Annotated in this window: 19 protein-coding genes and 1 pseudogene; 11 read left to right on the plus strand and 9 right to left on the minus strand. The window is 72.4% G+C overall.

All coding sequences use genetic code 11. The features are described 5' to 3' along the window. Positions 1–67 precede the first annotated feature (67 nt). Both AOQ53_RS30320 and AOQ53_RS30325 read left to right on the plus strand, forming a co-directional pair. Positions 68–1,531 carry an NCS1 family nucleobase:cation symporter-1 gene (locus AOQ53_RS30320; RefSeq protein WP_059422118.1) on the plus strand — a complete coding sequence of 488 codons (1,464 nt, stop codon included), beginning with the start codon at positions 68–70 and terminating at the stop codon, positions 1,529–1,531. A 5-nt stretch (positions 1,532–1,536) separates the two neighbouring features. Further along, on the plus strand, positions 1,537–2,259 hold the full coding sequence (locus tag AOQ53_RS30325) for an aspartate/glutamate racemase family protein (RefSeq protein WP_059422120.1): 723 nt from the start codon (positions 1,537–1,539) through the stop codon (positions 2,257–2,259). An 18-nt stretch (positions 2,260–2,277) separates the two neighbouring features. Here the strand turns inward: AOQ53_RS30325 and AOQ53_RS30330 are convergent, their stop codons facing one another. Further along, positions 2,278–2,898, minus strand: a complete 621-nt coding sequence (locus AOQ53_RS30330; RefSeq protein ID WP_059422121.1) for a gamma carbonic anhydrase family protein — start codon at positions 2,896–2,898, stop codon at positions 2,278–2,280. Positions 2,899–2,915: 17 nt separating this feature from the next. After that, complete coding sequence (locus AOQ53_RS30335; protein WP_059422122.1) at positions 2,916–3,329, minus strand: RidA family protein; 414 nt, start codon at positions 3,327–3,329, stop codon at positions 2,916–2,918. A 153-nt stretch (positions 3,330–3,482) separates the two neighbouring features. Between AOQ53_RS30335 and AOQ53_RS30340 the strand changes: the two genes are divergently transcribed. Both AOQ53_RS30340 and AOQ53_RS30345 read left to right on the plus strand, forming a co-directional pair. Next, positions 3,483–4,259, plus strand: a complete 777-nt coding sequence (locus AOQ53_RS30340; RefSeq protein ID WP_408055204.1) for a nucleotidyltransferase domain-containing protein — start codon at positions 3,483–3,485, stop codon at positions 4,257–4,259. Positions 4,260–4,431: 172 nt separating this feature from the next. After that, on the plus strand, positions 4,432–6,360 hold the full coding sequence (locus tag AOQ53_RS30345; RefSeq protein WP_059422125.1) for an FUSC family protein: 1,929 nt from the start codon (positions 4,432–4,434) through the stop codon (positions 6,358–6,360). On the opposite strand, the gene AOQ53_RS30350 is transcribed toward AOQ53_RS30345, so the two are convergent. Next, positions 6,328–6,888 (minus strand): class I SAM-dependent methyltransferase, encoded by a 561-nt coding sequence (locus AOQ53_RS30350; protein WP_059422126.1) that lies wholly within the window; start codon positions 6,886–6,888, stop codon positions 6,328–6,330. The genes AOQ53_RS30345 and AOQ53_RS30350 overlap by 33 nt on opposite strands. Positions 6,889–6,893: 5 nt before the next feature. Continuing rightward, positions 6,894–7,841, minus strand: coding sequence for an endonuclease/exonuclease/phosphatase family protein (locus AOQ53_RS30355; RefSeq protein WP_059422127.1), 948 nt, complete (start codon positions 7,839–7,841; stop codon positions 6,894–6,896). Between the two features lie 135 nt (positions 7,842–7,976). Between AOQ53_RS30355 and AOQ53_RS30360 the strand changes: the two genes are divergently transcribed. From AOQ53_RS30360 to AOQ53_RS30365, 3 genes and pseudogenes are all read left to right on the plus strand, one after another. Next, positions 7,977–9,341 (plus strand): amidohydrolase, encoded by a 1,365-nt coding sequence (locus AOQ53_RS30360; RefSeq protein WP_059422129.1) that lies wholly within the window; start codon positions 7,977–7,979, stop codon positions 9,339–9,341. Positions 9,342–9,590: 249 nt separating this feature from the next. Beyond that, positions 9,591–9,747: pseudogene (locus tag AOQ53_RS46725) on the plus strand (DUF899 domain-containing protein); the annotation flags it as partial. 155 nt (positions 9,748–9,902) lie between these two features. Then, positions 9,903–10,085 (plus strand): hypothetical protein, encoded by a 183-nt coding sequence (locus AOQ53_RS30365; RefSeq protein WP_037674458.1) that lies wholly within the window; start codon positions 9,903–9,905, stop codon positions 10,083–10,085. A 23-nt stretch (positions 10,086–10,108) separates the two neighbouring features. Here the strand turns inward: AOQ53_RS30365 and AOQ53_RS30370 are convergent, their stop codons facing one another. The 3 genes from AOQ53_RS30370 to AOQ53_RS30380 form a co-directional block, all read right to left on the minus strand. Next, positions 10,109–11,998 (minus strand): ABC transporter ATP-binding protein, encoded by a 1,890-nt coding sequence (locus AOQ53_RS30370; protein WP_236711867.1) that lies wholly within the window; start codon positions 11,996–11,998, stop codon positions 10,109–10,111. 278 nt (positions 11,999–12,276) lie between these two features. Further along, positions 12,277–12,711, minus strand: coding sequence for a hypothetical protein (locus tag AOQ53_RS30375; protein ID WP_059422131.1), 435 nt, complete (start codon positions 12,709–12,711; stop codon positions 12,277–12,279). Beyond that, complete coding sequence (locus tag AOQ53_RS30380; protein WP_059422133.1) at positions 12,708–13,397, minus strand: ATP-binding protein; 690 nt, start codon at positions 13,395–13,397, stop codon at positions 12,708–12,710. The genes AOQ53_RS30375 and AOQ53_RS30380 overlap by 4 nt, the downstream gene beginning before the upstream one ends. A gap of 219 nt (positions 13,398–13,616) precedes the next feature. On the opposite strand from AOQ53_RS30380, the gene AOQ53_RS30385 reads away from it, so the two are divergent. The 3 genes from AOQ53_RS30385 (at position 13,617) to AOQ53_RS30395 (ending at position 15,642) form a co-directional block, all read left to right on the plus strand. Beyond that, complete coding sequence (locus tag AOQ53_RS30385; protein WP_059422134.1) at positions 13,617–14,477, plus strand: helix-turn-helix domain-containing protein; 861 nt, start codon at positions 13,617–13,619, stop codon at positions 14,475–14,477. Continuing rightward, positions 14,478–14,732, plus strand: a complete 255-nt coding sequence (locus AOQ53_RS30390; RefSeq protein ID WP_020277664.1) for a DUF397 domain-containing protein — start codon at positions 14,478–14,480, stop codon at positions 14,730–14,732. A 97-nt stretch (positions 14,733–14,829) separates the two neighbouring features. Beyond that, on the plus strand, positions 14,830–15,642 hold the full coding sequence (locus AOQ53_RS30395) for an SAM-dependent methyltransferase (RefSeq protein WP_059422135.1): 813 nt from the start codon (positions 14,830–14,832) through the stop codon (positions 15,640–15,642). 36 nt (positions 15,643–15,678) lie between these two features. Here the strand turns inward: AOQ53_RS30395 and pdxR are convergent, their stop codons facing one another. Then, the gene (gene pdxR / locus AOQ53_RS30400) at positions 15,679–17,091 is read right to left on the minus strand and encodes a MocR-like pyridoxine biosynthesis transcription factor PdxR (protein ID WP_059422136.1); all 1,413 of its coding nucleotides are present in this window, start codon (positions 17,089–17,091) and stop codon (positions 15,679–15,681) included. A 46-nt stretch (positions 17,092–17,137) separates the two neighbouring features. Between pdxR and AOQ53_RS30405 the strand changes: the two genes are divergently transcribed. Beyond that, positions 17,138–17,623, plus strand: coding sequence for a carboxymuconolactone decarboxylase family protein (locus AOQ53_RS30405; RefSeq protein WP_059422138.1), 486 nt, complete (start codon positions 17,138–17,140; stop codon positions 17,621–17,623). A 30-nt stretch (positions 17,624–17,653) separates the two neighbouring features. Here AOQ53_RS30405 and AOQ53_RS30410 read toward each other — a convergent pair whose 3' ends face one another. Next, positions 17,654–19,144 carry a glutamate synthase subunit beta gene (locus tag AOQ53_RS30410; RefSeq protein ID WP_059422140.1) on the minus strand — a complete coding sequence of 497 codons (1,491 nt, stop codon included), beginning with the start codon at positions 19,142–19,144 and terminating at the stop codon, positions 17,654–17,656. Between the last annotated feature and the right edge of the window lie 64 nt (positions 19,145–19,208).

Consider the following 19,208-nt stretch of genomic DNA (forward strand, 5'->3'; position numbering starts at 1 on the left):
GAGCGGACCCCGCACAGCAGTCCCTCACATAGCAGTCCTCCGACGTCCCCTCGCTCATGGAGGCCCCGTGTCCCTCGCCGACCGTGCCGCACCCACCGGCACCCCAGCGTTCGTCCCCGATCCCCGGCTCACCAACGAAGACCTCGCGCCCGCGAAGAAGCGCAACTGGAAGGTCTTCGACCTCTTCGCCATGTGGATGTCCGACGTCCACAACCTCGGCAACTACACCTTCGCCGCCGGGCTGCTCTTCCTGGGCATGAACGTCTGGCAGATCTTCACGTCCCTGCTCGTGGGCTTCGTGATCATCTACATCGGCATGAACTGGATGGGGAAGATCGGGCAGCGCCACGGCGTCCCCTTCCCGGTCGTCAGCCGGATCGCCTTCGGTGTCTGGGGCGCCAACATCCCGGCGCTGATCAGGGCCGTGATCGCCATCATGTGGTACGGCATCCAGACCTACCTGGCCTCCGTCGCCGTCAACGTGATGCTGCTCGCGGCCTGGCCGAGCCTGGAGTCGTGGACGCACAACTCCTTCCTCGGGCTGGACGCGCTCGGCTGGGTCTCCTTCATCGCGCTGTGGCTGGTCCAGGCGGCGATCATCAGCCGGGGCATGGAATCGGTCCGCAAGTTCCAGGACTTCTGCGGTCCGGCGATCTGGCTGGTGATGATCGCGCTGGCCGTGTGGATCCTCGCCAAGGCCGGCTGGACGATCTCGCTCACCTCCACTCCGCACCCGGTCTCCGTGGGCGAGCAGTGGCGCCAGTGGTTCGGCGCGATCGGGCTGGTCCTCGCCACGTACGGCACCCTGATGCTCAACTTCTGCGACTTCTCCCGCTTCTCGCCCGACTACAAGTCGGTCAAGCGCGGCAACTTCTGGGGCCTGCCCATCAACTCCACGGCCTTCGTGATCGTGTCGGTCATCGTCACGGCGGGCGCGTTCGAGGTGTTCGGCAAGGAGATCACGGACCCGGCCTACCTCGTCGCCGAGATCGGCAACACGTGGGTGCTGGTGCTGGGCGCTCTGACCTTCGCCATCGCCACCATGGGTGTCAACATCGTCGCCAACTTCGTCTCGCCGGCGTACGACCTCGCCAACGTCTGGCCGCAGAAGATCACCTTCAAGGTCGGCGGCATGATCAGCACGGTCGCGGCCCTGCTCGTCACGCCCTGGAACCTCTTCTCCAACCCGACCGTCGTGAACTACTTCCTCGGCGGCCTCGGTGCCTTCCTCGGCCCGCTGTTCGGCGTGATCATGCTCGACTACTACTGGGTCAAGCGCGGCCGCGTGAACGTGGACGAACTCTTCGACGCCACCCCCGGCTCCCGCTACCACTACCGCAAGGGCGTCAACCCCAAGGCGCTGTGGGCCTTCCTGCCGGCGGCGGGTGTCGCGGCGGTGCTCGCGCTGGTGAAGGACTTCAGCGACGTGGCGCCGTACTCCTGGTTCATCGGCACGGCCCTCGCGGCCGGGCTGTACGCGGTCCTGTGCCGCAGCGAACGTGCCGCCGAGCGCCCTGCCATGGAGGTCTGAGAGACGTGCGGATCGTCGTCACCAACTGCAACACCACGCAGGAGATGACCGAGGAGATCGTACGAGGTGCCCGGGCCGCCGCAGGTCCGGGCACCACCGTGACCGGGCTGACCCCCAACTGGGGACCGGAGTCCGCGGAGGGCTGGCTCGACAGCTACCTGTCCGCCGCGGCCGTCATGGACACGCTGCGGACGTACGACGGACCGCCGTACGACGCCGTCGTCATGGCCGGCTTCGGGGAGCACGGGCGCGAGGGTGTCCGGGAACTGGTGGGCGTCCCGGTCGTCGACATCACCGAGGCCGCGGCGCACCTGGCCTGCCTGGTCGGCCGCCGCTACGGCGTCGTCACCACGCTGGAGAGGTCCGTCGGCCAGATCGAGGACAGCCTGGAGACGGCGGGTGTGGCGCGGAACTGCGCCGCGATCGTCGGCACGGGCCTGAACGTGCTCGACCTCGGCGACGACGAGCGCACCGAGACAGCGTTCCTGGCCGCCGCCGAGCGGGCGTGCGGGGCCGGGGCCGAGGTGCTGGTGCTGGGCTGCGCCGGTATGACGGGGTTGCAGCGCGTGGTCGGGGAGAAGCTGGGCCTGCCGGTCGTCGACGGGGTCGCCGCGGCGGTGAAACTGGCGGAGTCGCTGGTGGCGCTGGGGCTGACGACGAGCCGGGTGGGGAGCTACGCCGAGCCGCTGGCGAAACGGAGGGTGTGGGGGCGGCCCACGGGCCGGTAGCTCACGGCTGTCCGCAGCTCACGGTTGTCCGCCGGGGGAGGGGCCGTCGAGTGTGAGGTCGTCGCGATGGGCTCCGTAGAACGCCACCTGGCGGGCCATCACCTCCCGCATCGAGGTGCCGCGCGGGATGCCGTACACCGTGCCGGGGAAGTCCAGCGCCTCCTGCACCTGCCACAGCTCGTCGTGCTCGCCGGGGGCGAAGAGCCGGGCCCGGGGCGCTCCCGCCGCGATCCAGCCGATGGGCAGGACGGTGCCGGGCGGCAGCACGGAGTTGACGTGCAGCACGCTGTGGATCCGCAGTTCGGACCCGGTGCTCGCGACGGCGCCCGGGAAGACGCAGGCGCCGGTGGCCACGAAGACCTCGTCCTCCAGGGTCGCCCCGTTGACATGGGCGTGCGGGCCGACGAGCACGGCGTCACCGATGACCGCGGGATGCCGGGCCCGCCCCCGCACCAGGGCGTTCTCCATGACGACGACGTCCGAGCCCACTCGCACCTCCCCGTCCTCGGCGGTGAGCACGGCCCCGTGCAGCACCCGGCTGCGCTCACCGAGGACGACGGCTCCGCACAGGACGGCCGTCGGGGCGACGTACGCGGACTCGGGGACGACGGGGCGCCGCCCCCGGTGCTCGATCAACATGGCGTTCTCCTCAGGCCTCAGGCCGGCGGCTCGCCGGGCACGACCGCTGTCGCCGTAATCTCCACCAGCTGCCCCCTGTAGCCGAGGCACGCCACGCCGATCAGCGTCGAGGAGTGCGGACCGGCGCTGAGCCCGGACGCCTCGACGACCTCCCACACGGCCGACAGCACGGCCGGCTCACTGCCCACGACGTACACGTCGGTCGCCACGACGTGCGCCAGGTCGCTGCCCACCGCGGCCAGTTGCTCCCGCAGATTGGCGATCACCTGCTCGGCCTGCCGCACGGGATCCCCGGGGCCGACGAGCTCGCCGTCGGCGTCCAGAGGGACGGACCCGGCGAGGAACGCCAGCCGCGTGCCGGCCTCGACGACGGATGCATGGGAATAGGTGGGCGGCGGAAACAGGCTCGGGACAGTGACTCGCTGGATCACAGGGGTCTCCGATCTACGGGCGGCAGCCAAGGGCAACCCGCCGATCATGCGGGCCCCGGCGCGCGGACGCACCCGTATTTCGGTTCACCCCGACCGAGCCGTCCCCCTACGCTTCACCAGACCCCGTCACCCGCCCGCCGAGGAGCCGTGCCCGTGCCCACCCTCCCGGACCAGACCTTCCTCGACACCACCGCCGACCGCCTCGCCGCCCTCCCCGCCGTCCGGGCCGTCACTCTCGGCGGCTCCCGCGCCCAGGGCACCGAACGCTCGGACAGCGACTGGGACCTGGCGGTCTACTACCGGGGCGACTTCGACCCGGACGACCTCCGTGCGGTCGGCTGGGAGGGCGAGGTCTGCGAGCTCGGCGCGTGGGGCGGCGGCGTCTTCAACGGCGGCGCCTGGCTGACCATCGACGGCCGGCGCGTGGACGTGCACTACCGCGATCTCGACGTCGTCGAACACGAGGTGGCGGAAGCGGAGCAGGGCCGTTTCCGGGTCGAGCCGCTGATGTTCCACCTGGCGGGCATCCCGACGTACCTGCTCGTCGCCGAACTCGCGATCAACAAGGTGCTGCGGGGTGAGCTGTCGCGTCCCGCGGCCTACCCGCCGGCACTGCGCGAGACCGCCCCGGCCCACTGGCACGGCATGGCCGCGGCCACCCTCGCGTACGCGAAGGCGGGGCACGCGCCCAAGGGCGCGGTCACCCAGGCCGCGGGCGCGATCGCCCTCGCCGCGACACAGACGGCGCACGCGGTGCTCGCGGCGCGGGGGGAGTGGGTCACGAACGAGAAGGGCCTCGTCGCGCGGGCCGGTCTGCGGGAAGTGGACGCGATCCTGGGCGCCCTCCCCGGCGCTCCGGACGAGCTCCGGCAGAGGATCACCGACGTGGAGACGCTCCTGAACCGGGCCGTGGAAGCAGCGCGGAGCTGACCGACCACGGCCGTCGCCGGTTGCGTTCATAAAGAACGCGGCTTTCCCGTACTCCGTCACGTTCCGGAAACATTCCCTCCAGGAACCCGGCCTACTGTGGGCACCCACACCCCCGCCCGGCCACCGTCGCCCGAAGGCCCACCCCTGCCCTCGACGAGTCGACAGGAGCCCTGTGTCCCGGTCCCGCCGTGTCCTTCCCGCGTTGCCGCCCTGGCTCGCGCATGCCCTGCGTGCTCAGCGGGGGCCGGTGCCCTGGAGCGCGGTGACGCGGGGAGCCCTGTCCGCGGGACCGCTGCTGCTGGTGGCCGTGCAGGTCGGGCGTACCTCGCTCGGGGTCGTGGCAGCCATCGCCGCCATGCTCGCCGGGATCAACGACCGGCCCGGGAGCCGACGGGTATCGGTCAAGCGGATCGGGGTGCCCGCGCTGGGCGGTGCCCTGGGGCTGGTGGCCGGGACGTACGCCGGGCAGCAGACCGGCGCGGTCGTGCTGACCGTGATCCTCACGTTCGTCGGGCTCGTCGCCGGGAGCATCAGCGCGATCGGGCCCGTCGCGTCCGCCGTCGGGACACAGTTGCTCGTCGCCTCGGCGATCGGGGCGGGGATGCCCCTGCCGGAGCCGGGGTGGGAGCGTGCGCTCGCCTACGTCGCGGGCGCCGGGTGGCTGCTCGTGCTCCGGCTCGTGCTCCCCACGCCCGGCTCCCTCGCCGGAGACTTCCGGTTCGACGGGGAGCGGAAGGCCGTCGCCGGCGTGTACGACGCCGTCGCCGAACTGCTCGACGCCGTCGGCGGGCCCGAGGCCATGCGTCGCCGGGCCGCGCTCACCGCCGCCCTCGACCACGCGCAGGACGCCCTCGCCGGGCCCCGGCTGCGGCGGTACGCCTCCTCCTCCGCCGAGCGGCGGCTGCACGCGCAGTACGCCGCCGCCCTGCCCCTCGCCGAGGCCGCCACCGCGCTGGCGTGGGCCGGAGAGGCCGTCGCCGAGCGGGCCTCCGAAGGACCCCGGCGGCTCGCCGCCGCCGTACGCGGCAACAGCCACACCGGGCCGCTGCCCGCACCCTCCCGCTCGGCGCCCGCCCTGCGCGCCCTCGACGACGCCCTCCTGCACGCCGCAGAGGTGTTCGACCAGGGCCGGGGCGGCGATCTGCACACCCGGCCGCGTACGCCCAGGGACCGGCTGCGGGCCGCCTTCGGCAGCGCCGGACGCGAGTACGGACTGCGTGTCGCCCTCTGCTTCGGGGCCAGTTCGGCGGTCGCCCAGGCCCTGCACCAGGGCCAGTGGTACGGGCAGCACGAGCACTGGTACTGGCTCCCGGCCACCGCCGTCTTCCTCGTCAAGCCAGACCTGGGACCGCTGGCCTCGCGGGTACTGAACCGGGCCGCCGGCACCGTGCTCGGCGCCGTCCTCTTCGCCGGATTCGCCGCCGTCCTGCCCCGGCCCGAGGGGCTCGTCGCGCTCGTCGCCCTCAGCGGAGCGCTCATCCCCGTCGCCACCCGGCACTTCGCCGCCCAGACCGCCGTCGTCACCGTCCTCGTCCTCGCCCTGGTCATGGTCGGCGGCGAGCCGCAGGCCTCCATGGGGCGGATCGGCGAGACGCTGCTGGCCTGCGCGATCGTGCTGATCGTCGGGCACCTGCCGATGCCCGGACAGCGGGGCGGGGGAGTGCGCGCCCGGCTCGCCGCGGCGAGCGAGGCCGCGTACGCCTACCTCACCCACGTCCTCGACGAGGCCCACGCCCCGCGCATCGGCGCCCCCGAGCGCCCCGCCACCTCCACCGACCACCGCGTCACTCCCTCCGACCAGCGCGCCACCCGCTGGACCCTGCGCCGCGAGGCCTACCGGACCCTTGCCGAGGCCCGAACGGCCATCTCCCTGTCCGCGCATGAACTGCCCGCCCTCGCCCGCCACACCGAGGGCGCGGACGAGGTGGCCGACCTCCTCGAACGCCTCGTCGACACGACCACCGCCTGCGCCGTCCACCTCGACGACACGGGACGGATCGGCCCCGAGCACACCGAGCGCCTCACCGCCCTCCTCGACGAACTCGCCGGACCGGTGGAGCGGGTGGGGCTACGACCTCCCCGGACGCCCCTGGCCGGATAGCCGCCCCGGCACCACCGCCCTGCCCAGCACCCCCACGAGGCCGGCGCCCCGCGCGGTCGCCGCCCGGCGCACCTCGGTCGCGAACCCGTGCCCCGCGACCACCGGCTCCACCTTCGCGGCGATCTCCCCGACACGCTTCCCGTCCGGCGGTGCCCAGCACAGGAACAGCAGGCCGCCCGGCGCCAGCCAGCGCCTCAGCGCGGCCAGTTCCCGGTCCGCCGGGCGGGTCCAGAAGAGGTTCACATCGACCGCCAGGACCCTGTCGAAGGAGCCGGTGGCGAAGCCGGCGTCCTCCAGCGCCAGGGTGTGGAAGGCGGCCCTTCCGGTGGCGAGCGCGTCGCTGTTGCGGCGGCGTGCCGCCTCGACGGCCTTGGCGGAGCGGTCGATGCCGGTGACGGTACCCGTGGCGAGGCGGTCGCGGATCAGCGCGACGGCGACCCCCCGGCCGCAGCCGATCTCCAACACCCGGTCGTCGGGTGCCGGGTCGAGGACCTGCACCGCCCAGGCCAGGCGCTCGGGGACGTCCATGGTGCTCAGCCCCCGATCCGTACCCACACCGGCGCGTGGTCCGACCCGGGCGCGCCCCGCCGCTGCGCCGGGTCGGGGCCGACCGACGGCAGACCGGGCGGGCCCTCGCCGGGCAGGCCCGTGCCCGCCGCCGTCACCCGGTGCACCAGGCGGTGGCTCACCAGCACATGGTCGATCAGCTCGCGCCGCCCGGAGTTCACGCGGGAGTAGCGCTGCCCGGGCGGGATGAGCGGGGCCACGTCCCACAGCCGGGTCGTGTCGCCCTTGTCGGCCTTCTCGTACCCCGGAGTGCCGATCTCCGAGCCGGGCGGGCCGAGCAGGATCTGTGTGGTCGCTGCCTGCACCTCGTCGTTGAGGTCGCCCAGTACGGCCACGTCCCTGCCCTGCCCGTCGCCGTCCAGGAGCTCGTCCGCGAGGGCGCGCAGGGCGGTCGCCTCGGCGGCCCGCCGGTACAGGGCGTAGGCGCCGTACCGGGCCCGTTCGCCCTCGTCGCGCGGCTGGAACCGGCCGTTCGGGTACGACAGCAGCTTCGACTTCAGGTGACACACGGCCACCCGCAGCGGCCCGTCCTCGACCTCCACGGCGAGAAAGCCCCGCCCCGCCCGCGCCACCGTCACCCCCGAGTCGTCCACCTGCACGGGACGCAGCTCCGCCGGGAACGCCGTCGTGTCGGCCAGCACCGTCACGGCCGTACGGCTCAGGAACCCGACCCGTATACCCCGGCTGTCCGGATGCTCGGACAGGGCGAGATGCCAGTCGTCGTCGAGCATCCCCGCCAGGTCCTTCAGGGCCTCGGGGTCCCCGACCTCCTGCACGCCGAGCAGGGCCGGGTCGAGTTCCGTGATCACGGCGGCGAGGGCGGCGAGCTTCGCCCCGTACGCCGCCTCGTCCTTCGGGCCGTACGGGCCGCCGGGCCGGTAGAGGTTCTCCAGGTTCCAGGTGCCGAGGAGCATGCCGGGCTCCTTTCAGAAGCCGACAGGCGGGGTGGTGGGACCAGGGTGCTCGCCCGGCCCTGCCCCGCGACAGGGCCGCGACGGGATGTGCGGTTCGGCTCATGCCGCCCTACGACCCCGTCGTACGTTGGCGCGATGACGCCTTCTGCCGCGGACAGTCCCGCCGACCTCATCATCAGCGCATGTACCGTCCTCGTGCACGACGATCAAGAGCGCATCGGGTTCGAGGAGGACGCCGCGATCGTCGTACGGAACGGCGTCGTCGAGGCCGTGACGACCACCGCGGGGGCCGCGGACCTGGCCGCCGCCGAGCGCCTCGACGCCCGGGGCCAGGTCGCCCTGCCCGGTCTGATCAACTGTCACACGCACGCGCCGATGGTCACGCTGCGCGGCCTCGCCGAGGACCTGCCCACGCAGGAGTGGTTCAACGAGGTCGTCTGGCCCGTGGAGTCCAACCTCACGGAGAGGGACGTCGAGTTGGGGGCGCGGCTCGCCTGCGCCGAGATGATCCGCGCCGGCGTCACCTGCTTCGCCGACCACTACTTCGCCATGGACGCGGTGGCGCGAGTGGTCGCGGACTGCGGCATGCGGGCGCTGCTGGGGGAGGCCTACTTCTCCTCGACGGGCCCCGAAGGCCGGGAGCGGTCACTGGAGTTCGCGCTCCGGCACCGCGGGTTTGCCGGCGGCCGCGTCACCACCGCCCTCGCCCCGCACTCCCCTTACACGGTCGACGACACCGACCTCGCCGCCACCGCCCGGCTCGCCGGCGAACACGGCCTGCCCGTGCACCTCCACGCCGCCGAGAACCGCGACCAGACCGAGACCAGCCTGGCGCGCCACGGCGTCACCCCGATCGAGGTCCTGGAACGCACCGGCGTCCTCGACACGGACGTGCTCCTCGCCCACGGCACCGGCATCGCCGACCGCGACCTGCCCGTCCTGGAGCGGGCGGCCGGTCGTACGGCCGTCGCCACCGCGCCCCGCGGCTACCTCAAGTTCGCCTGGCCCGACACCACACCGGTCCGCGCCCTGCGTGACATCGGCGTCGACGTCGGACTGGCCACCGACGGCGCCGCCTCCAACAACTCCCTCGACGTGTGGGAGTCGATGGCCCTCACCTCCCTGGTCCAGAAGTCCTCCGACGGCGACCCCCGCTGGCTGACCTCCCGCCAGGCCCTGCACCACGCCACCCTCCAGAGCGCCCGTGCCGTGGGACTGGGTGACAGCGTCGGCAGCATCGCGCCGGGGCGGCGGGCGGACATCGTCCTGGTCGACCTCACCGGACCGCACACCCAGCCCGTCCACGACCTCGCCGCCACGCTCGTGCACAGCGCCCGCTCCGCCGACGTCCGCACCACGATCGTCGACGGACGGATCCTGATGCGCGACCGTGTGCTGCTGACGATCGACGTGCCGGCGGTGGTACGGGAACTGGAGGAGCGCCTGCCCGCCCTCGTCGACCGCAGCCACGGCCGGCGCATCCAGGACTACGACACCTGACCTTCCGGAAGGGCCCTCCGAAATCCCTTCCCTCCGAAATTCCTTCCGGGGCAGCGATGAGTTCCGTCCCTCCCGCCGGACACCACCCACGGACGGACCGTTGCCACAGGAGGGCCCATGTCGCTTCCGGAGATCGTCTCGCGCGCGCAGTGGCGTGCGGCGCGCGCGACTGCTGGTCAAGGAGAAGGCCGCCACCCGCGCGCGTACGTCGTTCGCGGCGGTGTCCCGGGCGCCGTATCCGAAGAATGTGAGCGCGGCCTCGTTGGCCTCGGCTCGACCAGCCTCTGCTGGACCCCACCGCACTGGGCCGCCAGGAGGGGTGGGGGGACCCAAGGGGCGCGCGTCGGCCCCTGGGGCGCCTGCGGGAAGTGAGCGCATCCGGTATCACGACGAGTACGACGGCTGATACGGAAAGTGAACAGATAGGCCAAAGAGCTGAGAGTTTTGTCACACTCGGTGGTGAACGAGTGTCAACTACGTCTCAGAACCGTCACTTCGCGAGCCGTTCACCCCATGGTTGGCGTTTAACTCTACGAGTACAGCGCGACATGGAGGTGCAGGGTGAACGGGCGAACGGTGCTCGAGAGCTTTCCCGCCGGTGGGCCGCGTGGCTCCTGGCCGGCGGAGGAGTTCGCGCAGGCGCGGCGTCTGGAGGGCCTGCCTGCCGAGGTTGTCATGGACCTCGCTACGGACATGTTCCTGGTGATCGTGCGCAGCGGGGACGGTGCCGACGCCGCGGCCTGACGTGTGCCCCGAGGGGGCGTGGCTCAGCCCGCCTTCGGCGTCGGCACCTTCGGGACCGGCTGGACCGTGGTGGGTGACTTGGCGAACTGCTCCGCCTGGAGGGCGTACAGCTCGGCGTAGAGACCGCCGGTCGCCAGCAGCTCCTCAGGAGTCCCGGACTCCACAAGCCGGCCCTGGTCCAGGACGTGCACCAGATCCGCGTGGCGTACGGACGCCAGCCGGTGCGTGATCAGTACGACCGTCTGGCCGCTGTCGGCCAGGGCGCGGATCCGCTCGAAGACCTCCAGTTCGGCCCGGGCGTCCAGGGCCGCCGTCGGCTCGTCCACGATCAGGATGCGGCCCCTGCGGTAGGCCGCCCGGGCGATGCCCAGCCGCTGCCACTGGCCGCCCGACAGTTCGTGCCCGCCGCTGAAGTTGCGGGCGAGCAGCGTGTCCAGCCCGCGTGGCAGGTCCGCGATCACCGTCTCGGCCCCGGCCTCGGCGATCGACTCGGCCAGCCGTTGTTCGCACAGCGGCGCCGACGTACGCCCCAGGGCGACGTTCACCCGGGCCGTGAACGGCCACCGCTTGAAGTCCTGCGCCACCATCGCGATCCGCTCGGCCAGCCGGTGCCGGTCGGCGGTCGCCGCGTCCACACCGTCCCACAGGATCCGCCCCTTCTCCGGCGTGTAGAGCCCGGCGAGCAGCTTGACCAGGGTCGTCTTGCCGGAGCCGTTCTCGCCGACCAGTGCCACGATCCGGCCCAGCGGGAGGGTGAGCGACACGTCGTCGAGGGCGGGGCGGGCCGAGTCGCCCGGGTAACGGAACGTGACGTTCTCGAAGCGGATCTCGCGCGGGTTCTCCGGCAGTGGCCGGCCGCCCACCGGGATGGCCCGCTGTGCCGCCTCCGTGTAGAGCCGTTGCAGGTCGCCGACGAAGAGGGCCTCCTCGTGCAGCGCGTTGACCTCCACGACGAGCGTGTCGAGGCTCTGCGAGCCGGTCCGGATCGCGATCACGGCCGTACCCGCCACCGACAGGGCCATCGCCCCGGCCAGCAGCAGCCCGCCGAGCGTCGCGTACGTCGCCACCGTCGCCAGGCCCGTCCACGCCGCCGCGATCAGGCCGGTACGGGCGGCGAGCCGGGCCAGCCGCGCCTGCTCCGCCTCCGCCGTCTCCGACATCGCGCGGAAGTGCCGCAGCAGGAACCCGCCCACCCCGTGCACCCGGATCTCGGGAGCCGCCTCGGGCTCGATCAGCAGATTCCCGATCAGCCGGCCCGCACGGGCGTGCTGCACCCAGGCGTGGAAGGACTCGTAGCGCCGCCGGGCCACGGTCAGCGCGCTCCAGGCGCTCGGCAGTGTCATCGTCACCAGCAGCGGCAGGAGCGCCGGGTGCAGCACGGTCAGGACACCGGCCGCCGCGACCAGCGAGATCATCGCGTTGATCACACGCGTCCCGTACATGATCATCCGGCGGGCGGAGGCGGCCCCGTACTGCGCGGTGTCCAGCAGCTTGTGGAAGGCGTGGTCCTCGATCGCGGCCAGTTCGACGGCCGCGGCCCGCTCCAGGTACTGCTCGGTGGCCACCCGCTCCACCTTGGGCTCCAGCCGTCCGGTGGCGTAGGTGCTCGCGGCCCGCAGCAGTGCCGCGAGCAGCATCACGGCGGCCACCGTGACCAGCGCGGGGACGGCGCCGCGCAGCCGGTCCTCGATCGGGCCGCCGCCCATCAGCCGCGCCAGCACGCTGTTGACCGCGAGCAGTGCCACCGCCTGCGCCACGCCCCGGCCCGCCTCGGCGGCCAGCACGACCCGCGCGGCGCCCCGGTCGGCCTGCCGGGCGAGCCGGAGGCTGGACGCCAGCAGGGACGGCAGCCGGCTGATCATGGCGCGGAAGTTCAGCTCCAGGAACGCGTCGGCGTGCTGGTTCCAGCCCATGTCGTAGCGCAGCGGTCCGCCGAAGAGCAGCCGCTCCGACTCGGACACTTCCGGTGCGGTCCGCTTCTTCGCCACCGTCGACCGACCTCCCTGTTCGTGCCCCGCTCGTGGACGAACGGTCACTATCGCGGGGGCGGAGGCCGCCCGGGCAGGGCGCAGCCCGGGGCGCCGGAGGCGCGCTGGCGCACGACCCGGCCGGGGGAGGCGTGGGACGGCGCGGAATCGCAGGGGTGGTGCGTATGCCCCGGCCGAGCCGTGTCCGGCGTGCTCGTCGAGCCCTACGCGCTGACCGGCCGCGACCAGGCCGGAGCGGTCTCCGTCACACGGCACAGGGCGAGGTACAGCGGTATCGGCGGGGTGTACGGCAGCCTGCCGTCCGGGCGGTGGATCAGTTCGGGGAGCTCGGGTACGTCCGGGACGGCCGCGCCGGTGGCGTAGTGCGCCGGGGCGGGCCACTCCAGGGCGTGGTCGGAGTCGGACGGCACCAGCCACCACCAGTGCGTCTCGTCTGCGTAGACGCAGCCCACGCGGGGCAGCCGGGGCGTGACCAGCGGGCCGAAACGGGCGGGTACGGCGACCGCGTCGCAGCCCAGCGGGGCGGTCATGCCGTCGGGGACGGGCAGCCGCAGCGTCGGACCCGCCGTCCGCAGCCCGCGCCGGAGGCGGGTCAGGGTGTCCAGGTTCAGGACGCGGTCACCGCGCCCGGGGCTCATACCGGCCCCCGTTCTCGGCGTCGCTCCTGCGGGGGAACCTCCTGGGCGCCCTTCGTGTGGCGCGTCCGGTCCGCTTCGCCCCCGTCGCCCGAGTCGTCGGACGGCCCCGGCTTCGGACGGGCACCCCAGCCCAGGTCGTTCCGGGGCTCCGCCGCCTCGTCCGCGGTGTTCGCCGTGCGCGGCAGCTCGGCCCAGACCAGCAGCCCGGGGCCGTGCTCATGGGCACCCCAGGCGTCGCAGAGGGCGTCGACGAGAAGCAGTCCCCTCCCGTGCTCCTCCTCGGGCCGGGTGCGGCCGGCCGCGTGGGGCCGGCCCGGGGCACAGCCCTCGTCACGCACGGCTATCCGGACCTGGTCGTCACCGTCATGCAGCTCGCACACTATGTGCGTGCTCGCCGTGTGCACGATGGCGTTGGTGACCAGCTCGGAAACCACCAGGGCCGCGCTGTCGCAGGTGTCCTCGCACACCGACCAGCCGGTCAGCCGGGCCCGCGTCAGGCGTCTGGCCTGTGCGGGAGAACCCGGATGTGCGGCCAGCTCGAAACGGAACCGGCGCTCGGCAGCGGCCCCGACGGGGCTTGCTTCCGAGGTGGCACCCAGGCCGAGAGGGCCTGGGGCGGCGTCTGTTCCTAAGGGCGCGGACGGAATCACGCTTGCCACTATCGCCCCGCCGTGAACACTTGGCAAGTGTCACTCTGAAAATTGCAGAGTGCTGTGTGACGGCCTGAAAGGCCGTGGCACACTGCTCGCAACAGCACCTCACGCGGCGCCAGTTGAGATCGTCGAAGATCTGTTCGGAACGTGTGTTCGGATACTCGGTCTTCGAAAAGGTCTTCGAATGGCGCCGTCGGGCTGTCAGCGTTCTTTTTGTGGCCGGCTCGTCAGAACTCTTCGTGGAGGTGGAGCGTGAGCGAACCGCGGTCCGCGCCGACGGTGGGCCAGGTCGTTCTCGGCCGGCGCCTGCTGGACCTGCGAGAACGCGCCGGGATGAAGCGCGAGGAAGCCGCCCGCATCCTCCGCGTCGCCCCCGCCACGGTCCGCCGTATGGAGTTGGCCGAGGTCGCGCTCAAAATCCCGTATCTGCAACTGCTCCTGAAGGCCTACGGCATCTCCGACGAGGAGGCCGACGCCTTCGTCCTGCTGGCCGAGGAAGCGAACAAGCCCGGCTGGTGGCAGCGTTTCCACGACATCCTGCCCGGCTGGTTCTCGATGTACGTGAGCCTGGAGGGCGCGGCCGGAGTCATCCGCAGCTACGAACCGCATTTCGTCCCCGGGCTGTTGCAGACCGAGGACTACGCGCGCGGGGTGCTCCGGTCGGGCGCCATCGGCCAGACCAGGCCCGACGACATCGAGCGCCATGTCGCCCTGCGGATGCAGCGCCAGGAACTGCTCACCCGCGAAGACGCGCCCCGGCTGTGGGTCGTGATGGACGAGACCGTGCTGCGGCGCCCGGTCGGCGGCCCGGAGGTGATGCGTGCCCAGATCGACGCACTGCTCGAGGCCACGAAGCTGCCCAACGTGACGTTGCAGGTCGCCCCGTTCGCCAGTGGGCCGCACCCGGGCACGTACGGGCCGTTCGTGCTGTTCCGATTTGCCGTGCCCGAACTGCCGGACATGGTCTACAGCGAGTACCTGACCGGCGCGGTCTACCTCGACGTGCGCGCCGAGGTGGCGACCTACCTCGAGGTCATGGACCGCATGGCGGCGCAGGCCGCTACGGCACATCGCACGAAGGAGATCCTCAGGGATCTCCGCAAGGAGCTGTAAATGGATCGCATCAAGCCGCGCAAACACGTCTACAACGGCATGCCCGCGCGCGACTTGGGCAGTGAAGGCTGGCACAAGCCGTGGAGCGGCGGGAACGGCGGGAACTGCCTGGAGGCGATGAAGCTCGCCGACGGCCGGATCGCCGTGCGGCAGTCCACCGACCCGGACGGTCCGGCGCTGATCTACACCACGGACGAGATGACGGCCTTCATCGAAGGGGCGAAGGCGGGGGAGGCGGACTTCCTGCTGTCCTGATGTGATCGCCCATTCTGCTGCTTCTGCCGCTACCTGTGGCTCAACTTCCTTACGCTGGTGCTGAATTGATCACCCTTTGTGTCTTATGGAGTGCCTCATGACCGGGCAGGATTCCGCCTCGGCCGTCGCGATCGACACGAGCAGACCGCATCCGGCGCGGATGTACGACTGGTACCTCGGCGGCAAGGACAACTACCCGGTCGGCGAGGAGATGGGCCGGCAGATGCTCACCCTCGACCCGAGGGTGCCGGTCATGGCGCGGGTCAACCGCGCGTTCATGCACCGGGCCACACGCTGGCTGGCAGGGAACGGCGTACGGCAGTTCCTGGACATCGGCACCGGCATCCCGACCGAGCCCAACCTCCACCAGGTCGCACAGGAGACCGCCCCCGACGCCCGGGTCGTCTACTGCGACAACGACCCCATCGTGCTGGCCCACGCGGCGGCCCTGCTGCGCGGCACGGACGAGGGGGCGACCGAGTACCTCCAGGCCGATGTACGCGACCCGGATGCCATCCTGGAGGGCGCGAGGAAGGTCCTGGACTTCACCCGGCCCGTCGCGCTGTCGCTCATCGCGCTGCTGCACTTCGTCTCCGACGAGGACGGCGCGCACGACCTGGTCCGCCGGCTGCTCGCCGAACTGCCCTCCGGCAGCTATCTGGTCATCACCCACGCCACGGCCGACTTCACGCCGGAGGAGTCCAAGGCGGCCACCGAGAAGCTCCGCGCCGCCGGTGTCACCCTGGCCCTGCGCTCCCGCGCGGAGTTCACCCGCTTCTTCGACGGCCTCGACCTCGTCGAGCCCGGCGTCGAGGTGCCCCACCGCTGGCACCCCGAACCGGGCGAGCCCGTACCCGGGCAGGACGACGGGGTGATTCCGGGATACGGGGCGGTGGGGCGCAAGGCCTAGGATTTTCCGGGTCTCCCGGCTTCCGCTTCGGGCCGGTCACGGCGGCGGCAGTGCACGGCACAGCGCCTCCAGGGCCGGCCCGTACGCATGTTCGGGGGGAGTCGCGTATCCCACGACGAGGCCGTCGCCCGCCGGCATGTCCGTGTCCGGGTGCCGGAACGCGGCGAGGCCGTCGAGGGCGATGCCCTGCCAGGCGGCGGCCTTGACCGCGGACGCCTCGCTGCCGGGCGGCAGCCGCAGCACCGCGTGCAGCCCGGCCGCGATACCGGTGGCCTCGATGTGCGGCGCGTGCTCGGCGAGCGCCGCGACGAGCCTGTCCCGGCGGCCGCGGTACCGCTGCCGCATACGCCGTACGTGACGGTCGTACGCCCCGGAGGCGACGAAGTCCGCGAGGCTCAGCTGGTCCAGCACGCTCGCCCACGCTTCCCGGTCCCCCTTGACGGCCAGGACGGCGTCGACGTATCGCTCCGGGAGCACCATCCAGCCCAGCCGCACCGCCGGCGACAGGCTCTTGCTGACCGAGCCGATGTGGACCACGTGCTCGGGATCGAGGCCCTGGACGGCGCCGACCGGCTTGCGGTCGTAGCGGAACTCCCCGTCGTAGTCGTCCTCCAGGACCAGCCCGCCACGCGCGCGTGCCCAGTCGATCACGGCGGCCCGGCGCGCGGGGTGCAGCGGGCCGCCGGTCGGGAACTGGTGCGCCGGCGTGAGCAGCACGGCACGTTCGCGCCCCAACCGGTCGACCCGGGCGCCGTGTTCGTCGAGGGGGAGCGGCACGGTCCGCACTCCGGCCGCCGCGAGGACCTCCCGGTGGAATCCGAGCCCGTACGCCTCCACCGCCAGGGGCCCGCGCAGGACGCCTCCTCCGAACAGCAGCCGCAGCGCGTGCGCGAAGCCGGAGCAGACCACGATCCTGCCCGGCTCGGTGCGCACACCACGCGCGCGTGCCAGGTACTGGGTGAGCGCCTCCCGCAGTTCGATCCGGCCGGCCGGATCACCTGGGCCGAACACCTCGTTGGGCGCCTGCTGGAGAGCCCTCCGGTAGGAGGCCAGCCAAGCGGTGCGCGGGAACGACGAGGCGTCCGGCGTACCCTGCGTCAGGTCGTGCCGGGGCCCACGCGCGCGTGGAGGTGCCTTCCGGGGCACGCGGGCGGCGGGCCGCAGCGGCTCCGCACGCTCCGCGACCCGGGTGCCCGAGCCCTGACGGGCGGTGAGCCAGCCCTCCGCGACGAGTTCCGCGTAGGCATCGGCCACCGTGTTGCGGGCGACGCCGAGATCGGCCGCGAGCGAGCGGTACGGGGGCAGCCGTGTGCCCGGAGCGAGTCGTCCGCTGCGTACGGCCTCCCGCAGGGCCCGGATCAGCGCAGCGCGCCGGCCCCCCGGCCCGGTCAGCTCCAGATGCAGGTCGGACCCGATCCGTTCCGCGGAATTGACCCACGAAGTCGCCATGGGAATGCACCCTACAACGGGTCTTTCCGGCTCGTAGGTTAGGGACATGACGACGCACACGAGCACGAACAGCACGCAGGTGAAGGCGTCCCGGCTGGAGTTCGCCAAGTCCGCCCCGAAGGCCTTCCGGGCCCTCGTCGCCTTCGACGCCGCGGCCCGCGAGGGCCTCGACCCGGCCCTCGTCGAACTGATCCAGATCCGCGCCTCGCACCTCAACCACTGCGCGTACTGCCTGCACATGCACACCAACGACGCCCGCAAGGCCGGTGAGAGCGAGGACCGGCTGCACATGGTCGCCGTGTGGCGCGAGGCCCGGCACTTCTTCACCAAGCGGGAGCAGGCGGCCCTGGCCCTCACGGAGGCGATGACGCTCGTCGCCGACGCGGGCGTCCCGGACGAGGTCTACGCAGAGGCCGCCGCGTTGTTCGACGAGCGCGAACTGGCCCAGGTCCTCGCCCTGATCTGCACGATCAACACCTGGAACCGGGTGGCTCTGTCGACGGGGAAGGTGGCGGGGACGGACGAGCGGTGACGCTCCGGCGTCTCGGAAGGCGCGACGTTTCTACACCGCCATGGGCCGGTCGTACGGCCCGATCGGTGACGGCAGCCTCGAACTGCCCGTCAGGTGGCGGTCGACCGCCGCCGCCACCGCCCGCCCCTCGGCGATCGCCCAGACGATGAGCGACTGGCCCCGGGCGGCGTCCCCCGCGGCGAACACGCCGGGCACGTTCGTGGCGAAACCGGCGTCACGCGCGATCGTGCCGCGGGGCTCCAGCTCCAGCCCCAGCTGGTCGACGAGTCCGTCCTTCCGGTCGGGCCCGGAGAAGCCGAGGGCGAGCAGCACGAGGTCGGCGGGGAGCATCCGCCCGGTGCCTTCCACCGGGCGGCGCCGCGCGTCCACCTCGACCAGGTGCAGTGACCGCACATGGCCCGCCGCGTCACCGTCGAAGCGCAGCGTGGACGCCGCGAAGAGCCGCGCGTCCGCGTCGGCCGCCGGAGCCGTCCGCAGGTCACGGGCCTCTTCGTGCGCGGCGGACAGCCGGTAGACCCGCAACGGATACGTCGGCCAGGGCTCGGTGTCCTCGTCACGCTCGGTGTCCGGCAGCGCGTAGATGTCCAACTGGGTCACGGACGCGGCGCCCTCCCGGACGGCCGTGCCCAGGCAGTCGGCCCCGGTGTCGCCGCCGCCGACGATGACGACATGCTTCCCGGCGGCCGACAGCGGGGACGTCTCCAGATCGCCCTCGCACACCCGGTTGGCCAGCGGGAGATACTCCATCGCCTGGTGAATGCCCGTCAGCTCCCGCCCCGGCACGCCGAGTTCGCGCCACGCGGTCGCCCCCGTGGCGAGCACCACGGCGTCGTAGCGAGTCCGCAGGTCATCGGCCTTGATGTCCCGCCCGACCACCATCGACGTACGGAACTTGGTCCCCTCGGCCCGCATCTGCTCCAGCCGCCGCTCCAGATGGTGCTTCTCCATCTTGAACGTGGGGATGCCGTACCGCATCAGCCCGCCGAGCCGGTCGTCCCTCTCGTACACGGCGACCGTGTGCCCGGCCCGGGTCAGCTGCTGGGCCGCGGCCAGCCCGGTGGGCCCCGAACCGATCACCGCGACCGTCTTGCCGGACAGCCGCTCCGGCGGCCTCGACGGCGCGAAGCCCTCCTCCCACGCCCGGTCGGCGATCGCGCACTCGACGTTCTTGATGGTGACGGCCGGCTGGTTGATCGCCAGCACACACCCCGCCTCGCACGGCGCCGGGCACAACCGGCCGGTGAACTCCGGGAAGTTGTTCGTGGCGTGCAGCCGATCCGCGGCCGCCCGCCAGTCCTCCCTCGACACCAGGTCGTTCCACTCGGGGATCAGGTTGCCCAGCGGGCAGGCCTCGTGACAGAAGGGGATGCCGCAGTCCATGCAGCGGTCGGCCTGCTTGCTGATGATCGGCAGCAGTGCCCCGGGGGCGTACACCTCGTCCCAGTCCCGGACCCGCTCCTCGACGGGCCTGCGCGGCCAGTCCTGGCGGGGGGTGGTCATGAAACCCTTGGGGTCGGCCATGGCCGTCTTCCTTGCGTGCGTGTGACAGGCCGAGCGTCGCCGGGCGGCACTCCTTCCGGCCACG

It is taken from the genome of Streptomyces azureus (assembly GCF_001270025.1).
In the GTDB taxonomy this organism is placed as follows: Bacteria; Actinomycetota; Actinomycetes; order Streptomycetales; family Streptomycetaceae; genus Streptomyces; species Streptomyces azureus.

Coding starts and splice junctions, on each gene's coding strand:
- AOQ53_RS30330 (WP_059422121.1), bottom strand. CDS start 2,898: ATGTTGATCGAGCACCGGGGGCGGCGCCCCGTCGTCCCCGAGTCCGCG.
- AOQ53_RS30350 (WP_059422126.1), bottom strand. CDS start 6,888: ATGGACGTCCCCGAGCGCCTGGCCTGGGCGGTGCAGGTCCTCGACCCG.
- AOQ53_RS30355 (WP_059422127.1), bottom strand. CDS start 7,841: ATGCTCCTCGGCACCTGGAACCTGGAGAACCTCTACCGGCCCGGCGGC.
- AOQ53_RS30360 (WP_059422129.1), top strand. CDS start 7,977: ATGACGCCTTCTGCCGCGGACAGTCCCGCCGACCTCATCATCAGCGCA.
- AOQ53_RS30370 (WP_236711867.1), bottom strand. CDS start 11,998: ATGGGCTGGAACCAGCACGCCGACGCGTTCCTGGAGCTGAACTTCCGC.
- AOQ53_RS30375 (WP_059422131.1), bottom strand. CDS start 12,711: ATGAGCCCCGGGCGCGGTGACCGCGTCCTGAACCTGGACACCCTGACC.
- AOQ53_RS30390 (WP_020277664.1), top strand. CDS start 14,478: ATGGATCGCATCAAGCCGCGCAAACACGTCTACAACGGCATGCCCGCG.
- AOQ53_RS30395 (WP_059422135.1), top strand. CDS start 14,830: ATGACCGGGCAGGATTCCGCCTCGGCCGTCGCGATCGACACGAGCAGA.
- pdxR (WP_059422136.1), bottom strand. CDS start 17,091: ATGGCGACTTCGTGGGTCAATTCCGCGGAACGGATCGGGTCCGACCTG.
- AOQ53_RS30405 (WP_059422138.1), top strand. CDS start 17,138: ATGACGACGCACACGAGCACGAACAGCACGCAGGTGAAGGCGTCCCGG.
- AOQ53_RS30410 (WP_059422140.1), bottom strand. CDS start 19,144: ATGGCCGACCCCAAGGGTTTCATGACCACCCCCCGCCAGGACTGGCCG.